The 14,449-nt window shown below is 71.1% G+C and carries 14 protein-coding genes; 2 read left to right on the top strand and 12 right to left on the bottom strand.

Translation table 11 applies throughout. The annotated features are described in order from the left end of the window. Nucleotides 1-39 precede the first annotated feature (39 nt). The 7 genes from FHR36_RS38705 to FHR36_RS38675 form a co-directional block, all read right to left on the bottom strand. Nucleotides 40-939 (bottom strand): phosphotransferase, encoded by a 900-nt coding sequence (locus FHR36_RS38705; protein WP_253804951.1) that lies wholly within the window; start codon nt 937-939, stop codon nt 40-42. Further along, on the bottom strand, nt 920-1,309 hold the full coding sequence (locus FHR36_RS38700) for a hypothetical protein (RefSeq protein WP_425557973.1): 390 nt from the start codon (nt 1,307-1,309) through the stop codon (nt 920-922). The genes FHR36_RS38705 and FHR36_RS38700 overlap by 20 nt, the downstream gene beginning before the upstream one ends. 206 nt (nt 1,310-1,515) lie before the next feature. Continuing rightward, nucleotides 1,516-2,010, bottom strand: coding sequence for a hypothetical protein (locus FHR36_RS38695; RefSeq protein WP_253804950.1), 495 nt, complete (start codon nt 2,008-2,010; stop codon nt 1,516-1,518). A gap of 17 nt (nt 2,011-2,027) precedes the next feature. Continuing rightward, complete coding sequence (locus FHR36_RS38690) at nt 2,028-3,377, bottom strand: DUF7224 domain-containing protein (RefSeq protein ID WP_253804949.1); 1,350 nt, start codon at nt 3,375-3,377, stop codon at nt 2,028-2,030. Nucleotides 3,378-3,379: 2 nt separating this feature from the next. Continuing rightward, nucleotides 3,380-4,123 carry an ATP-binding cassette domain-containing protein gene (locus tag FHR36_RS38685; RefSeq protein WP_253804948.1) on the bottom strand — a complete coding sequence of 248 codons (744 nt, stop codon included), beginning with the start codon at nt 4,121-4,123 and terminating at the stop codon, nt 3,380-3,382. Between the two features lie 252 nt (nt 4,124-4,375). Continuing rightward, nucleotides 4,376-5,047 carry a response regulator gene (locus FHR36_RS38680; RefSeq protein WP_253804947.1) on the bottom strand — a complete coding sequence of 224 codons (672 nt, stop codon included), beginning with the start codon at nt 5,045-5,047 and terminating at the stop codon, nt 4,376-4,378. After that, nucleotides 5,044-6,300, bottom strand: coding sequence for a sensor histidine kinase (locus FHR36_RS38675; protein WP_253804946.1), 1,257 nt, complete (start codon nt 6,298-6,300; stop codon nt 5,044-5,046). The genes FHR36_RS38680 and FHR36_RS38675 overlap by 4 nt, the downstream gene beginning before the upstream one ends. A gap of 136 nt (nt 6,301-6,436) precedes the next feature. Here FHR36_RS38675 and FHR36_RS38670 point away from each other — a divergent pair, with 136 nt between their 5' ends. Then, on the top strand, nt 6,437-7,261 hold the full coding sequence (locus tag FHR36_RS38670) for a CPBP family intramembrane glutamic endopeptidase (protein WP_253804945.1): 825 nt from the start codon (nt 6,437-6,439) through the stop codon (nt 7,259-7,261). A 163-nt stretch (nt 7,262-7,424) separates the two neighbouring features. On the opposite strand, the gene FHR36_RS38665 is transcribed toward FHR36_RS38670, so the two are convergent. Together FHR36_RS38665 and FHR36_RS38660 are read right to left on the bottom strand one after the other, a co-directional pair. After that, complete coding sequence (locus FHR36_RS38665) at nt 7,425-8,666, bottom strand: YncE family protein (RefSeq protein WP_407660899.1); 1,242 nt, start codon at nt 8,664-8,666, stop codon at nt 7,425-7,427. Then, nucleotides 8,666-9,463 carry a polysaccharide deacetylase family protein gene (locus FHR36_RS38660; protein WP_253804944.1) on the bottom strand — a complete coding sequence of 266 codons (798 nt, stop codon included), beginning with the start codon at nt 9,461-9,463 and terminating at the stop codon, nt 8,666-8,668. The genes FHR36_RS38665 and FHR36_RS38660 overlap by 1 nt, the downstream gene beginning before the upstream one ends. Nucleotides 9,464-10,882: 1,419 nt before the next feature. On the opposite strand from FHR36_RS38660, the gene FHR36_RS38655 reads away from it, so the two are divergent. Then, a complete protein-coding gene (locus FHR36_RS38655; protein WP_253804943.1) occupies nt 10,883-11,989 on the top strand; it encodes a trypsin-like serine peptidase in 1,107 nt (368 codons plus the stop codon). 61 nt (nt 11,990-12,050) lie between these two features. Here the strand turns inward: FHR36_RS38655 and FHR36_RS38650 are convergent, their stop codons facing one another. The 3 genes from FHR36_RS38650 to FHR36_RS38640 form a co-directional block, all read right to left on the bottom strand. Next, a complete protein-coding gene (locus FHR36_RS38650) occupies nt 12,051-12,317 on the bottom strand; it encodes a hypothetical protein (protein ID WP_253804942.1) in 267 nt (88 codons plus the stop codon). A gap of 424 nt (nt 12,318-12,741) precedes the next feature. Further along, the gene (locus tag FHR36_RS38645; RefSeq protein WP_253804941.1) at nt 12,742-13,557 is read right to left on the bottom strand and encodes an alpha/beta fold hydrolase; all 816 of its coding nucleotides are present in this window, start codon (nt 13,555-13,557) and stop codon (nt 12,742-12,744) included. 369 nt (nt 13,558-13,926) lie between these two features. Continuing rightward, complete coding sequence (locus FHR36_RS38640; RefSeq protein WP_253804940.1) at nt 13,927-14,391, bottom strand: hypothetical protein; 465 nt, start codon at nt 14,389-14,391, stop codon at nt 13,927-13,929. Nucleotides 14,392-14,449 lie beyond the last annotated feature (58 nt).

The raw sequence follows: 14,449 nt of genomic DNA, 5'->3' as shown, positions 1-14,449 counted from the left end.
TCGCGCACAGGCTCGACCTCGCCACGCACGCGTTGCAGCTCAGACGCCCTTCAGGACGCGGTCAAGTGCCGACCGGCCTGCGGGCCCCCACTCCGGCTTGCCGCCGGGCAGGCCCCGGTCACCGTTCTGACCCATCAGCATCAAGAACAGGCTCTTCATCACGGCCAGCCCGCGCGCCCGCCGTACCGCCGCCTCGTCCGCCTGTGCGTAGCGGTCGAAGAACCGTGAGGCACCGCCCGCGGGGAGCAGCAGCCAGGCAGCGGCGAGGTCCCATGCCGGGTCGCCGGCGAAGAGCGCGCCGAAGTCGACGACGCCCGCCAGGGTCCCGTCCGCGACGACGACGTTCGCGGGATGCAGGTCACCGTGCACCCACACCCGCGGGCCCTCCCACTGGGGAGCCGCGACGGCGTCGTCCCAGACGGCCCGTATGGCGTCCTCGCCGACGTGGTCGAGGTCCACGGCCTGGAGGAAGTGCTCGAAACCGTCCGTGCAGTCCCTGGGGTGAGCGCCGAAATCCGAGGCGTCCGGCGCGTCGGCGGGCGCCTGCGCATGCAGCGCCTTGAGGAAGGCCGCCAGCGTGTCGGCCGCGTGGTCAGTACGGGTGATGGAGCCGTGGTCGAGCGGCGTGCCGTCGACCCATGTCATGACGGTCCAGATCTTGGGGAACCGCTCGGACGGTGCACCGTCCCGTACGGGCGTCGGGATCGGCAGCGGCAGACGCGAGGCCAGCAGCGGCAGCCAGCGACGCTCCTTGAGCTGAAGATCGGACGAGTTGTCCATCCGCTGCATCCGGACGGCCAACTCCTCCCCCAGCCGCCACATCTGATTGCCCCAGCCGCCCGCCACCTCACGGATGGACAGCTCGGCCAAGTCGGGATGCTGTTCCCGCAACAGGGCGCGGACCAGACCTTCACTGACCTCAATCCCGGATTCGATCATGAGGAGTCAGAGTAGTTGAGCCAGGCGGATCCGTGTTGCCAAAGGTCTGGACCCAGTGGAGTGTGGCGGCAAGGCACTGATCGGTGAACGAGATCGGCTTGCCGGTGGCGTGGGCATATGCGATCTCCCTGCTCGTGGACTCGCCGATATACCCGCCGGGGTTGACGACCAGAACCCGGTCAGCCAGGTCGATCTTGCGCAGGTGGAGGGCGTCGAGCGCGGTCTTCTGCTCGTGGGTGATCAGCTCGTCTGCTTCGCCTGGCGCGACGACGATGACACCTGCGAAGGTCAGATCACGGTTCGCCGCACGCATCTCGTCCACGAACCGGGTAGAGCCGCAGATGCAGACAATCTCAGGTCGGTCGGGCACGGCTCGGTCCTTCGGTCGAACGGGAACCCGTCAGCGTGCACGTTGACATCACAGACAGGCACACGAGCCAACAGCTTACGCAGCGAGGTGAACATCACGCGGCCGCACCGCCGCAGGCGGAAGGCGTGACCCGTACTGGGAATGGCGCTGCTCGACGGCGAAGTCTGGGGTGCACCCGGCTCGCCGGCTTTCGCAAGCAACACGGCCTATTCGTCGTCGCTGTCGCCCTGTCTGCGGAGCGGGGGGAGCAGCAGCGTGGCGCCGCCGACGGTGAGGAGGAGCAGCGCCTGGGCGGCTGCGGCAACCGAGTTGGCGTCGTGCAGTGGCCAGGCCCAGATGCCGGGCCGGTTGTGCACGAGGCCGAAGGAGACGCAGAAGAAGGGGAACACTGCGGTGGCCACGGAGGCCAGGCGTGCTCCTCCGAGCCATCGGAGGACGAGGGCGAGGCCGAGGTAGCCGGTGAAGTCGCGGGCCATGGCGGTGGCTGCGGTGCCGGCGTCCGCGATGGCGACGCCGGCGGCGGCCAGGATGCCGGTCAGGACGCACAGGGCCATGAAGCCCGCATCCCATCTGTCGACAGCCCGGACGGCGACGCGTTCGGCGAGCCGGTCGGCGCGGGCCTGCCCTTCCAGGATGAGACAGACGGGGATCAGCGGGAGGAGCGAGGACATGGGCAGGTCGAACGTCAGCCCACCGATCATGACGGGGATGGGGACGGTCACCGAGTTCGCGGCGCCGCCCAGCAGGATGCAGGCGACCAGGCTGGCAGCGACGGCAGGAACGAATCTGATCCGGAGCCACCAGATCGTCGGGCTGCCTCGAACGAGGGGGTACCGGGGTGGTGGCACTGGGCGGGATCCAGGGCCGGCTTGGCGTCACACCGGGTCAACGTGTCGGCGTTGGACCTGAACCAGGCGAGCTGTTCGTCGCGTGGGAGTGCCATGACCTGGCTCGCGATTCGTAGCTCCTGCTCACGATAACGGCCCTGCACCGTAAGAGGAGTGACGCCGGCAGTCAGCTTCAGCCAGGACGACAGCGGGCCGACAGCCTCGGCGCCAAGCCAACGTCCGCCGCGTTCCCTTGCGCACTGCGGGGGCCGGTCGGGGATGTGGCCCAGGGCGACCAACGATCGGACCTCGTCCTGGCCGGGACGGCTGGAGAACGGCGACACGGTGGCGGAATCCGTGAGACCGGCGGCATCGAGACGCTGCTGTGCCTGCGTGGCCCACTCGGTGATGTTCGAGGCGTCGGCCTTCTGCTCGGGCCACAGACACACCCGTGGTGTGGTGGTCGCGGTACAGGTCTGCTCGCTCGCCGGACGGGCCGTGGCCGCACGGTAGCCGAGCGGTGCGGCAATCCACGCTCCTGCGGCAGTGGTTGCCGCCAGCGTCACGACGGCGAGCAGCCGACGCCGGTCGCGTAGCGTCGTCCAGATCCAGGCGGCCGCGAGCAGCCCGAGTACGGCCACGGTCGGCGCCGCCACGGCCCGCAGGGCCGGAACCTCGTCCAGGGCGCAGCATTCGGTGAGGTTGCGGCCGTTGAGCTGGCGTACCCAGAAGGCGTCCAGGGTCGAGGGGAAGGCCATCCACAGGAAGCTGGCGACGAGAGCGAACGGTACGGCGAGCAGGCGGGGAAGGGTGAGTCCGAGGGCGTAGCCGGCCGCGGTGTGGGCGAGGACGACCAGCAGTTCGACGGCGATGATGGCGGCGGTCGGCCAGCCCGGGGTGCCGCCGGCCTGCGGGACGAAGATCGCGAGGGCCGCCAGGACCGACACGGTGCCGAGGGTGAGGACCGGGGCCAGTACGGACAGCGCGATGGCGGTGGTGGAGCGGGCGGGTGCGGTGCCGAGGACGTCGGACCGGCGAACCTTCAGGCCTTCCCAGGCCCCGCAGGCGGCGACGGCGGGTGCGGTGAAGCTCAGCAGGAAGCTGCTCTGGGCGGCGACGGAAGGCCAGTAGCCGTCGGTGATCCAGCCGGTCATCCGGCCGCTGTACATCAGGATCCAGACCAGGGCGACCGGTGCGGCGCGCAGTGCTGCGGAGGTCCGGACGATGGTGCGCCAGTGCACGGTCAGACCTCCCCGGTGACGATGCCGGCGTAGGCGGCATCGGCACGCCGTTCCGGCGGGGCGTCGTGGGGTGCGAGCGCGAGAAAGGAGTCGATCGGTCCTTGGTGGCGCACCTGCCCCCGGTCCAGCAGGACGACCGTGTCGTAGATCTCGGCCAGGTCCTCGGTCTGGTGGGTGGAGACGACGAAGGTGGTGAGGTGGCGCAGTCCGGCGATCAGCTCGCGGAAGACACCGCGCTGGACCGGGTCCAGCCCTGCGGTGGGTTCGTCCAAGAGCACCAGTTCCGCGTCGTGCACCAGAGTCTGCGCGATGCCGAGGCGGCGCAGCTGGCCACCGGAGAGTTCCGAACTGCGCCGGTCTGCAAGGCTGGAGAGCCCCACCTTGTCGATGGCGTGCCGCGACCGCTCCCACGCCTCGCTGCGGGACATGCCCTTCAGCCAGCCCGCGTAGGCCGCTTGCTCCCTGACCCGCAGGCCCGGGACCGGAGGTACCTGCTGGGGAAGCCAGCCGACCCTGCGTCGATAGGCCTTGAGGTCCTTGGTGCTGCGGGTGTCGAGTCCGTCGAGGGTGATTCGGCCGCTTTCGGGCCGGAGCGCAGAGGCGATCAGTCCCAGAAGGGTCGACTTGCCGGCGCCGTTGGGGCCGAGCAGCACGCTGCAGCCCTTGTCGAGGCGAAGGCTGAAGTCCTTGAGAACGTGGGAGCCCCGCCGGTAGCTGAAGGAGCAATCGGTTATGTGAACAGGCATGGTTCGTGATCCACTTCGCAGGACAGACAGGCTCGCGAGCGCACCGGGCGAGCGACGACGGTGGCGCACGCGTTGATCTGCAGAGGTGCCCTTCTTGGGAGCGGCGCCACCGGCTCCGCCACGAGAGTTCGTATCCGATCATGCCTCACGATCACGTCCCCTGCGGAGACTTGCGGAACATCCGTTGCCGACCGTGGGCCGGTTACGCCGGTGATCCGGAGTACTGATCGGAGCCGCTTCGCGCGGTCGCCGTCAGAGCCGGTCCGCGAGCCCCGGCACCACGAAGCCCGACTCGTACGCCAGCACCACGGCGTGGGTGCGGTTCTGCGCCCCCAACTTCGCGAGTACGTTCCCGACATGTGTCTTGACGGTCTCCATGCTCACCACCAGGCGCTGCGCGATCTCCGGGTTGGACAGCCCGGTGGCCATCAACCGCAGCACCTCCTCCTCCCGGCCGGTGAGCGTCGCCCGCGGCAGGGCGTCGGCCGAGGAGAGCGGGCGGGCGGTGACCATGCGCCGCAGCGCTGCCGGGAAGAGGATCGCCTCGCCGGCGGCGACCACCCGAATCGCCTCGGCGATCTGCGGAACCGGTAGCCGCTTGAGAACGAAGCCGCTCGCCCCGGCACTCAGCGCGGCGGTGACGTAGTCGTCGTTCTCGAACGTGGTGATCACCACAACCTTCGGCACCGCGCCGTCGGCCCTGAGCAGCAGCCGGGTGGCCTCGATGCCGTTCCGGCGTGGCATCCGAACATCCATCAGGACCACGTCGGGGCACAGTAGTCGGGCCAGCTCGACGGCCTCGACCCCGTCGGACGCCGAGCCTGCCACGGTGATGCCGGGCTGGGCGGCCAGCAGGGTGCCCAGCCCGCTGCGGGTCACCTCGTCGTCGTCGGCGATCAGCAGGGAGACGGGGCGATCGGTCACGCCGACCACCGTACCGGCAGCCGGACCGCCAGCCGCCACTGCGAACCGTGCGGGCCGGCCGTCACCTCGCCCTGCAGCAGCCGCACCCGCTCCCGCAGCCCGATCAGGCCACGTCTCTCGCGTCGGCCGCTCGGGCCACGTGTGCCGGAGGGCGAGTTGACCACGGTCAGCTCCAACTCGGCTCGCCCGGCCGCCACCCGCACCGCGATCGGTCCGCCGCCGCCGTGCCGCAGCGCGTTGGTCAGGCCCTCCTGCAGGATCCGGTACGCCTCGCGGGACAAGGTCGACGGCAACTGCGCCCACTCCCCCGACAGTTCCGACTCCACCACGACTCCGGTGTGGCGCAACCGGTCCAGCAGCGCGGGCAGGTCGGCCAGCCCGCGCGCCGGCGCCGTCCCGGCGGCCTCGGCCCGCAGCACGCCCAGCACGTAGTCCAGATCGTCCAATGCGGTACGCGCCGACTGCTCGATGCCGAGCATCGCCGCCCGCGCCGCCGCCGGATCCGCCGACATGAGTTCACCGGCCACCGCCGCCTGGATGGTCGCGGCGGTCAGGGTGTGGCCGATCGAGTCGTGCAGTTCCTGCGCCAGGCGGTTGCGGCCGGCCAGCAACAGCTCCCGCTGCTCCGCCGCGGCCAGCCGCTCCGCCGCCGAGGGCCCGAGCAACCGAGGTGCCAGCAGCCGCAGCACCGCCGCCGAAACGGCGCAGACCACCAGGGCCAGCGAGACGCAGCCCGCGGCCACGGCCCAGACCCAGGCCCCCGGCCAGCCCTGGTGCACCCGCACCACCAGGCCGAACCAGACCAGTCGCTCGCTGCTGACCGGCTTGCCCAGCAGGTCGAGCCAGACGCCGACCGGCACCAGTCCGGCCAGCAGCAGCATCCCGGCCGGCAGGGCGGTCGCCCAGCCCAGCGCAGTGTGCAGCAGCACCCAGAGCGGGGTGCGCCAGCGGTTCGCCCCGCGCGGCCGGCCCGCCGGGGGCGGCAGCGGCACACCCAGCAGCCGCCGCCCGGCCCCGATCAGCACCCGCCGCGTGGTGTCGGCCAGTCCGAGCACACCGAGGAGCACCGCCCACGACACAAGGAGGACCAGCGCCTTCACGGCGTCCGGCCCGTGGTGCCAGGCCAGGACCGGAACCAGCGCCGGAATCATCAGCGGAATGCCCGCCGGCACGGCGACCATCGCGAACAGTGCTCCCGTGCAGGTGCCGTGCAGCAGCGCCCCCACCCCTGGAATACGGATTCCCCTCACCATGAAAGCCAGTATCGTCGCGGCCCGGGCAGCACACCTCCCCCGATCGGGGGACCGGATTCTCCCGCCATTCCGTGATGTCGTCCGCGCGTTCGCGAACCAGGATCGTGCCGAAACGACCTGACGGAAGGACAGCTCGATGAACTCTCGCACCAAGGGTGTGGCCGTGTTCCTGGCCATCACCTTCGGCGGTGGCTGGGCCTGGCTGCTGCTGGCCCGGCTGATACTGCGGCTCTCCCTGGTGAACCCGCTGGCCCAACTGCCGTTCGCCGTACTGCCGGCCGTCGCCGCGGTGGTGGTACGCCGCTGGGTCACCCACGAGGGCTTCCGGGACGCCGGGCTGGCCCTACGGCTGCGCCGGGCCTGGCCCTACTACCTGGCCGCCTGGCTCACCCCGCTGCTGCTCGCCGGTGCGGCCCTCGGACTGGCCGCACTGCTCGGACTCCGTCCGGACCTCGGCCGACTGGCCGACCTGGCACCGGGTTTGCCGGGCTGGTCGGTCCCGCTGCTGCTGACCGTGCTGGCCGGCGTGCTGACACCGCTCTACTGGGGCGAGGAGTTCGGATGGACCGGCTACCTGCGGTTGCGGCTGCTGCCCGACCGGCCGCTGCTGTCGGTCCTGCTCACCGGACTGATCTGGGCCGGCTGGCACTACCCACTGGCGCTGCTCGGCTACCTGCACTTCCCCCACCTGGCCGCCGGGCTGCTGGCGTGGACGGCCTCCATGCTCTGCCAGGAGTACCTGCTCGCCTGGCTGCGCGCTCGCAGCGGCAGCATCTGGCCGGCCGCGCTGGCCCACGCGGGCAACAACCTGGTGCTCTCGCTGCTGGTCGGCGTGCTGCTCGGCTCCCGCGGCCTGGACGATGTCACCCTCACCCTGCTACCCGTCCCCGTACTCGTCGTGGCCGCCTACGCCACCCTGCGCGGACTGCGGCGCTCGACCGTCGCCGGGGCCACCGCGTAGCGGTCCCACGCAGCGAAGCGACGCGGGGCGTCCTTGCATTCCGCCGACACTGAGACCCCACCAGCCGCCCCGCCACGGCGGGCGGGCGGCCGGGGCCGGTGGCGGATGGGTTCGTCGACCTTCGTGATCCCCTCGGGGTGACGGCCTCGGGTGCCGGCCCGGGTCAGCGGAAGACGCCGGTGTGGCCCAGGGAGTAGCGCCCCGGCTGCGGGTACACGCACAGCCCGTGCGGGCCGGAGCCGACCGGGATCCTGGCCAGCAGGTGCCCGTCGTCGGTCGACAGCGCGTACACCTCGGCGTTGTAGCGGCCGCTGAGCCACAGCACCTTGCCGTCGGCCGAGACCCCGCCCATGTCGGGGCTGCCGCCGCCGGGGATCCGCCACTTCACATCGGCCGTGCCCGTGGCGAAGTCGAGGAGCGAGATGGAGCCCTCGCCCCGGTTGGAGACGTACATCTTCTTGGAGTCCCGGCTGACGTACAGTCCGTGCGCGCCCTTGCCGGTGGGCAGCAGGGTCGGGGTGGCGAAGGTGTCGCCGTTCAGCACCCACAGGCCGTTGGCCATCATGTCGGCGATGTACCAGGTGCGGCCGTCCGGTGCGATCTTGACGTCCTGCGGCATGGCACCGTCCATCGGGAGCTTCTGCTCGGCGAGGACCGTCATCGAGGCGGTGTCCACCTTGAGCAGGTCGCCGGAGAACTCGCAGGACACCACGAAGTAGCGGCCGTCCGGAGAGAAATCGGCGTGGTTGACGCCCGCGCAATCCACCGGGACGGACTTGACGACCGCCATGGTGTGGGCGTCCCTGAAGACCAGCTGCCGGTCCTTGGAGGCCATCACGACGGCGTACTTGCCGTCCGGTGTGAAGTACAGGTTGTACGGGTCGTGCACGTCGACCGGCCGGCCGGCCGCTCCGGTGGCCGGGTCGATCGGGGTGAGGCTGTTGCCGAGGTCGTTGTTGACCCACAGGGTCCTGAGGTCCCAGGACGGCACGACGTGCTGCGGCTGCCGTCCGACGTGCAGGGTTTCGACCACCTGGTACGTCGCCGGGTCGATCACGCTGACGGTGTCGGACTCGGTGTTGGGCACGTAGACCCTGGACGGGAAGGACTGCACGACGGGTGACAGCAGGCCCGGGCGGTCGGCGGCGTACAGGTCGCCGGGGTCCAGCGGCGCCGGCATGCCGGGAAGTCCGGCGGGCGCCGCGGCGGCAGGCGACCCGGTGGGCGACCCGGCCGCCGAGCCCCCGGCGGACCCCTCGGGGGCGGAGGGCGCCCCGGCGACGGAGGGCGCCCCGGACGGTGCGGCCGGCGGCGCGCCGCAGGCGGCCGGGGCGAGCGCGCAGCACGCCGCCAGGGACAGGGCCGCCAGGGTCTTCCCTGCGCGGGCATGCTGGGTGATGGCCATCAGCTGAACAACTCCGTTGCCGTGACCGGGCGCAGGTTGCGCGCGGTCAGTCCGTCGAGAATGGCGGGAAGCGCCGCGACCGTCCCCTGATGCCCGAAGTGCAGGCTCACGATCGAGCCGGGCCGGACCCGGCCCAGCACGGTGTCGCGGACGGCGGACGCGCCGGGGTCGGTGAAGTCGCGCGAGTCCAGGTCGTAGCCGAGGCAGTGCTCGTAGCCGGCCCGGAGGGCCTGGGCGGCGACCGTGGGGGTGCAGTCGCGGGCGCGGGAGGGGCGGAACCAGCGGCCCTTCGACCCGGTGAGCCTCTCCAGCCGCTCCGCGCAGCCGGCGATCTCGGCGTAGGCCCGCTCCGGGTCCAGCGCCGACATGTCGCCGTGGTTCAGGGTGTGGTTCCCCAGCTCGTGGCCGCCGTCGAGGATCCGGCGGGCGAGCTGCGGCTGCTCGTCCAGCCAGGTCCCCACCGCCAGCACGGTGATCCGGGCACCCGCCGAGGCCACCTCGCCGAGCAGCGCGGTCGCGATCTCCGGACTCCCCTGGCCGTGGAAGGTGAGGGCCACCCGGTCCCGGTCGGGCGGGCCGGAGGTGAGCTGGAACGGCAGACCGGCCGGCAGCGGCACAAGCGGCCCGCCCGCGGAGGGGTCGGCGGAGCGGGCGGTGGGGGTGGGGGGCTCCGACGACGGCGGGACGACGACGCCGGGTACGGGCGGCCGAACATCGGCGCCGCAGGCTGCGACGGCCGCGGCGCCGGCGCCGAGGGCAGCTGCACGGAGAACGCTGCGCCGGTCGACAGATGTCACATGCGGAAGCTATGCCATATTCCGGCGGACGCAACGCGACGCCGGTTGTCTGCGGGCAACTACGGCGCCCCGCTCCCCCGTCCGGCGTAGTACCGAGGTGCCGCTCCACCGCCGGGGTCGCGCCCGCGGTACCACGGTCGGCCGATTCGCCGCCACTAGCGTGGACGACAGGACGGCCGGACGACCTGATCGGCCGTCCCACCGAGGTCCCGGCCGAACACGCCGGCGTCCGGTGGACGTCCACGTTCGCGACCGGCACCAGGCCAACGGCTTTCGGAGGGCGGCATGAGCATTCCGACCCACGTGACCACGACCGGGCAGGAGCCCGTCCGGGCCCGCCGGACGCCCGGATCCGCCGTCAGGCCCGCTCCCTGGGCGACACGCCACACGTGGTCGACCCCCACGCCCGCGACGCGCTGCGACCTGGGCTCGGCGACAGCGGCCGCCTGGGCACTGAAGCCCCTGCCAGCGGGGCGCTGCACCTGCCCCTGCTCATCGTCGGCCGGCTCGCCGGCCCCGTGGGCGGCTCCTGCGCCCTTCTCCCAGGGGTGACCCCCAGTCAACCTCCAGCCGCCTCCGCCGCCCGCCATTGTGAGGCTGACGGGCACCGACGCGCGTTGTCGGCGGGTGGCGGCCGGGTGCCGCGCGTCCGGCCGTACAGGGGCGTCGGGGACGGCGGAGCCAAGGGCATACCCGAGGGTGGCGCCGAAGACGGAGGCGGAGGGCAGGGTGGTGGAGCTGCCCTTGATCAGCCAGTACGCCGGCGCGCACAGCGGCACCCCGAGCGAGACGCCGACCAGGACGACCAGGGCACCGAGCGCCGGGACTGTCCAGCCGCCGAGCAGAACGGGCGGTGGGGCGCGGGGTGGGGGCGCCGCGCCGGGTGACGCGCCCGGCGGCCGGCCCAGCGAGCGGCAGGGCCAGCGCTACCAGCACGAGGGCGGGCAGGCAGAATCCGGCCGGCGCGGGCCGGGTGAGCGGGAGGGTGACCCGCCAAGGGTGGCGAGCCGGCCGCGGCCGAAAAAGCGGAGACCTCCCTCAGCGGCGCCGTCGCCCTGCCGCAGGGCCACCGCGGCGGGCACGAAGACCAGCGTGTACAGCAAGCAGGTCATCACCGGCACCGCGCCCCAGTGGCCGCGCCGCATCCATCGGCGTCCCTGGTCGAGATCTGCGAGCTGATGTGCGGGGATAGGTGCTGCTACGCGCCAGGACACGCGGAAGGTCCCGATTGCGGCGGCATCCTGTGAAATCGCCAATCGGTTTCCAGACGAACGATGCTCCGTCCAAGCCACAACTCCGTGTTCGATCGAACATGCTGGCGAGATGCTCGTACGTTCTGCGACTGTCCGCCCACTGAGTGCACAGGCCACTCACGGACTCCCGCACTACGGAGTTGAGTTGATACTTCGACGAGCCATCGTGGCGGCGACGGCAGCACTGCTCGCCCTTTCCGGCGCCGGCCTCGCCCAGGCAACCCCCGCAGAGCCGCAGCCTGTCATCGGAACAACCCCTGACGGATTGACATACATGCAGATCACACAGTCGGACGCCGAAGTCCGCTCGCACTGGACGCCTGAGCGGATTGCCAGTGCCCTGGCGAACCCGCTCCCAAGTCCTGATATCACCGACGCCAGCATCAGGAAGGCGCACGAGACGGCCGGCTCCGCCGGCAACGGGCGTACCGCGAAGAGCCTCGCGCCGCTCTCGGCCGATGCCGTCGCGCCCCTCCGGCTACAGAAGACCGCAACACCTGCCTCGCTCGCTGCCGCGGGGGCCGGTCCCACGATCGGCGACACCTCCCACTCCGAGCTCGCATCGAACATCCCGACCTGGCAGACCGCTATCGCGGGCAAGCTGCTCTTCTACACCTCGGATGGACGCCAAGGGAGCTGCACGGCAGCAGCCATCGTCGCGCCGAACAAGAACTCGGTGTGGACCGCCGGCCACTGCCTTCACCAGGGCAAGGGCGGAACGTTCTACAAGAACTTTATCTTCATTCCCGGCTACGATCACAAGGCAATCTACGGATGGTGGGTACTCGGCAAGGTCATCGTCTCATCGGACTGGGCCAACGACTCCGACAGCACCTGGGGTGACATGGGCGGCGGCATAGCCAACCCGAGCGCCGACTACGGGAACCTTCAGGACTGGATCGGCGCCTACGGATACCGGTTCAACGGCGACACCGACTTCTCCGGAGTCACTTCGCTGGGCTACCCCGTAGACGCCTACAACCGCAGCGGCGCCGACGTCCATGACGGCGAACAGATGATGTACTGCCACGGGAACGTTACCGACGCCGGCAACTGGAACCCGCTGGATGACCGACTCCAGATGAACTGCGACATGGGACACGGCTCCAGCGGCGGACCCATCGTGACCGACCTCGGCGGCAACTCTCAGATCATCGGGACAAACAGCCACCGCCACGCAGACTCGAACGGCAACTGGACCGACAACTACCTGTTCTCTTCGAACCACGGCTCCGACGCTGCCGGTGTCATCAACTGGCTGAACACCCACTGAGCCAGTCGCGGGGCCCACTCCCCGCAACACGGGAGTGGGCCCCAGCCCCATACCTGGCGGTCTACCGAGTGCGCTGCTCACCCATCATGGGCGTCGACACCGGGTGCGCACGAAGGTATGCCTCCAGAGCCGCCGGATCGCTGCCGATCTGCGCCAGATCCGGTGACACCAGACCGTCCTCCTGCACGACCACCGCGCCCGAGTCACGGCCAAAGGCCATCGCCGTCACACCGCCGACCGCCACCCCGACCACACCCAGCGCCAGAAACACCGCACCGGCCCTACCGATCGCCATCACAGCCCCCATTCGCGTCGCCGAAAGCGTCAACTCCAGTGCTCCCCAAGCACGCTAGCACCGATCGCCGGATGACCACCGGCTCTCCCCGCCCCGAGCAACCGCCGGAACCGGCGAACCGCCTGCCGACCCGCTGCGCACCCTCCGACCCGCGCTCGGCGAGCAGAAGCATCGTGATCCGGTGCACGCTGACAGTACCGGGGTGTCCACCCGGGCCAGATGGCCACGTGATCCGTGTGGCCGGGCTGTTGACGCACCGAACGGCGCGCTGGTCAGACAACCACAGCGCCGGTCGTAACCGTGATACGGGAGGCCAAGACTGCGATCGGGTGTCGACGGGCACGGTGCGTTCGAACCGGACATGGCGGCACCGAGGCCGGGTTCGGGCGTAGGTGACGAAGTGCTGTCGTCCGGCTCGGCAAGGCACAACCGCGGCCATGGTGGAGCGGACGCCGGGTCAGCCCGGGTCCGGACCCGCTCCCCCGACCGCCAGCGCCTCCGCCACGACCTCCGCGATCTGGCGCGGCTCCTCGTTGGGGAGGAAGAAGCTGGTGCCGGGGATCGTGACCACCGTCGCGTGCGGGCAGGCCTCCAACGTGCGGCGCTCGTCGGCGGTGAGTCCGCCGTCGCCCTTCTCCGCGTGCACGACCCAGACCGGTACGCCGGCCGCACACAGGCGCACGGCCGGCTGCTCGTGCGCGCCGAGGTGGTCCAGGTAGCCGCTGAGAATCCGGCGCACGGTGTGCGGATCGTTGTTCCGCAGCTCGCCGAGCAGTTCGGCCCGGCGCTCGGGCGGCACCCGCATGCCCTTCGAGAAGGGGCCCATGAGCTTCAGCAGTGCGGCGGAGGGCAGTGGGCCGAGGACGTCGCCCAGCCGGCAGAGGGCCCGGAAGAACGCGGGTTCGTCGGCGGGCGACAGGCTGATGCCCACCAGCACGGTCGGTCCGGTGAACGCGCCGGTCGCAACCATCTCGGCCGCGACCGTGGCGCCCATGCTGTATCCCACCACCGCGTCGGTGGCCTGCTCGTCGGCCAGCCGGGCGGCGTGTCGCGCCAGGGTACCGATCGCGAAGTCCTCCACCGGTGCCGTCCCGCAGTGTCCCGGCAGGGTCGCGGCGACCAGCCGGGTCCGGGCGAGCGAGGGCTCGGCCATCACCTCGGCGTACAACCGGGCGGGGACCAGCCCACCCGGGAGCAGCAGGACGCTCTGCCGGGCATCGGCCAGCCCCGAGACGAGCAGGTCCCACGCAACGTCTGCCGGATCCGGATCCATCGGGTGCCCTCTCCACACGCGTCCCGCACGCCGGGCCGACGCCATGGCGAAAGTGCCCGAAGCGGGCAGCCCGCTGCGGGAGCGGCCGCGTCCCCTCATCGTCACGTCTGCGCGCCGGCCGGGCCACCCGGTCAGGCCGGGTCCGGAAGGGGCGGTGCTGCTCAGGGGGCGCCGGGGGACGGCACCGAACGGCCGAGCCTCGCCCGCTCCATCGGCCTGGACCGGAGCGGGCGAGGCTCGGCATGCCCTTGGGAGCGACGACGCGAGCATCCTCGACGGCCTGCCGTCCTACCGGACGGGCAGACGCACGCCCCTCAATCCCCTGACAACCCGATCACCGGTGGCGGCAGCCCGACCCACCGGACCGTTTCAGACCCCGGGGCAGGTGAAGATGGGGCTCTCGATGTCGCCGATCACGTGGCCGCTCTCCTTGATGTACCCCTTGTAGACGTACAAGGCGTTGCCGGTGTGAAGCGGGCAGTGCTCGTTGTTGGTGTACGCGGTGGTGAACACGGCACCCGCACTCCGGGTCCCGGCGAAAGGAGCGCAGTGCTCCACGCCGTCGATGTTGCCCCAACCCGAAACGGATACCAGCTCCCCGCAGATCTGGACATCCGTGGAGTACGGGTCGACCCGGACGTTGATCTCGGCATTGAAATTCTCCGGGCCACCGGGGCCGGTCTCGATGCAGGGTTCGAGCCGGTATCCGTAGCCCACGGATGCGTAGTCGTAGCGGCAACCGCCGGCGGCCTGGGCGGATCCGGCGAATCCGATCAGCGAGGCGCCGACCAGAGCGGCCGTCAGCGTCGCGACGGCAGCCTTCTGAAGCTTCATGAGGTCTCCTGAGAAATATATGGACGGTGGAGCAAGGGGGTCCCGGATCGGCAGCTCC

The organism is Kitasatospora cinereorecta (assembly GCF_024172095.1).
GTDB classification, from domain to species: domain Bacteria; phylum Actinomycetota; class Actinomycetes; order Streptomycetales; family Streptomycetaceae; genus Kitasatospora; species Kitasatospora cinereorecta.
The sequence above is the reverse complement of the archived record's forward strand: the minus strand, read 5'-3'. Positions and strand labels throughout refer to the sequence as shown.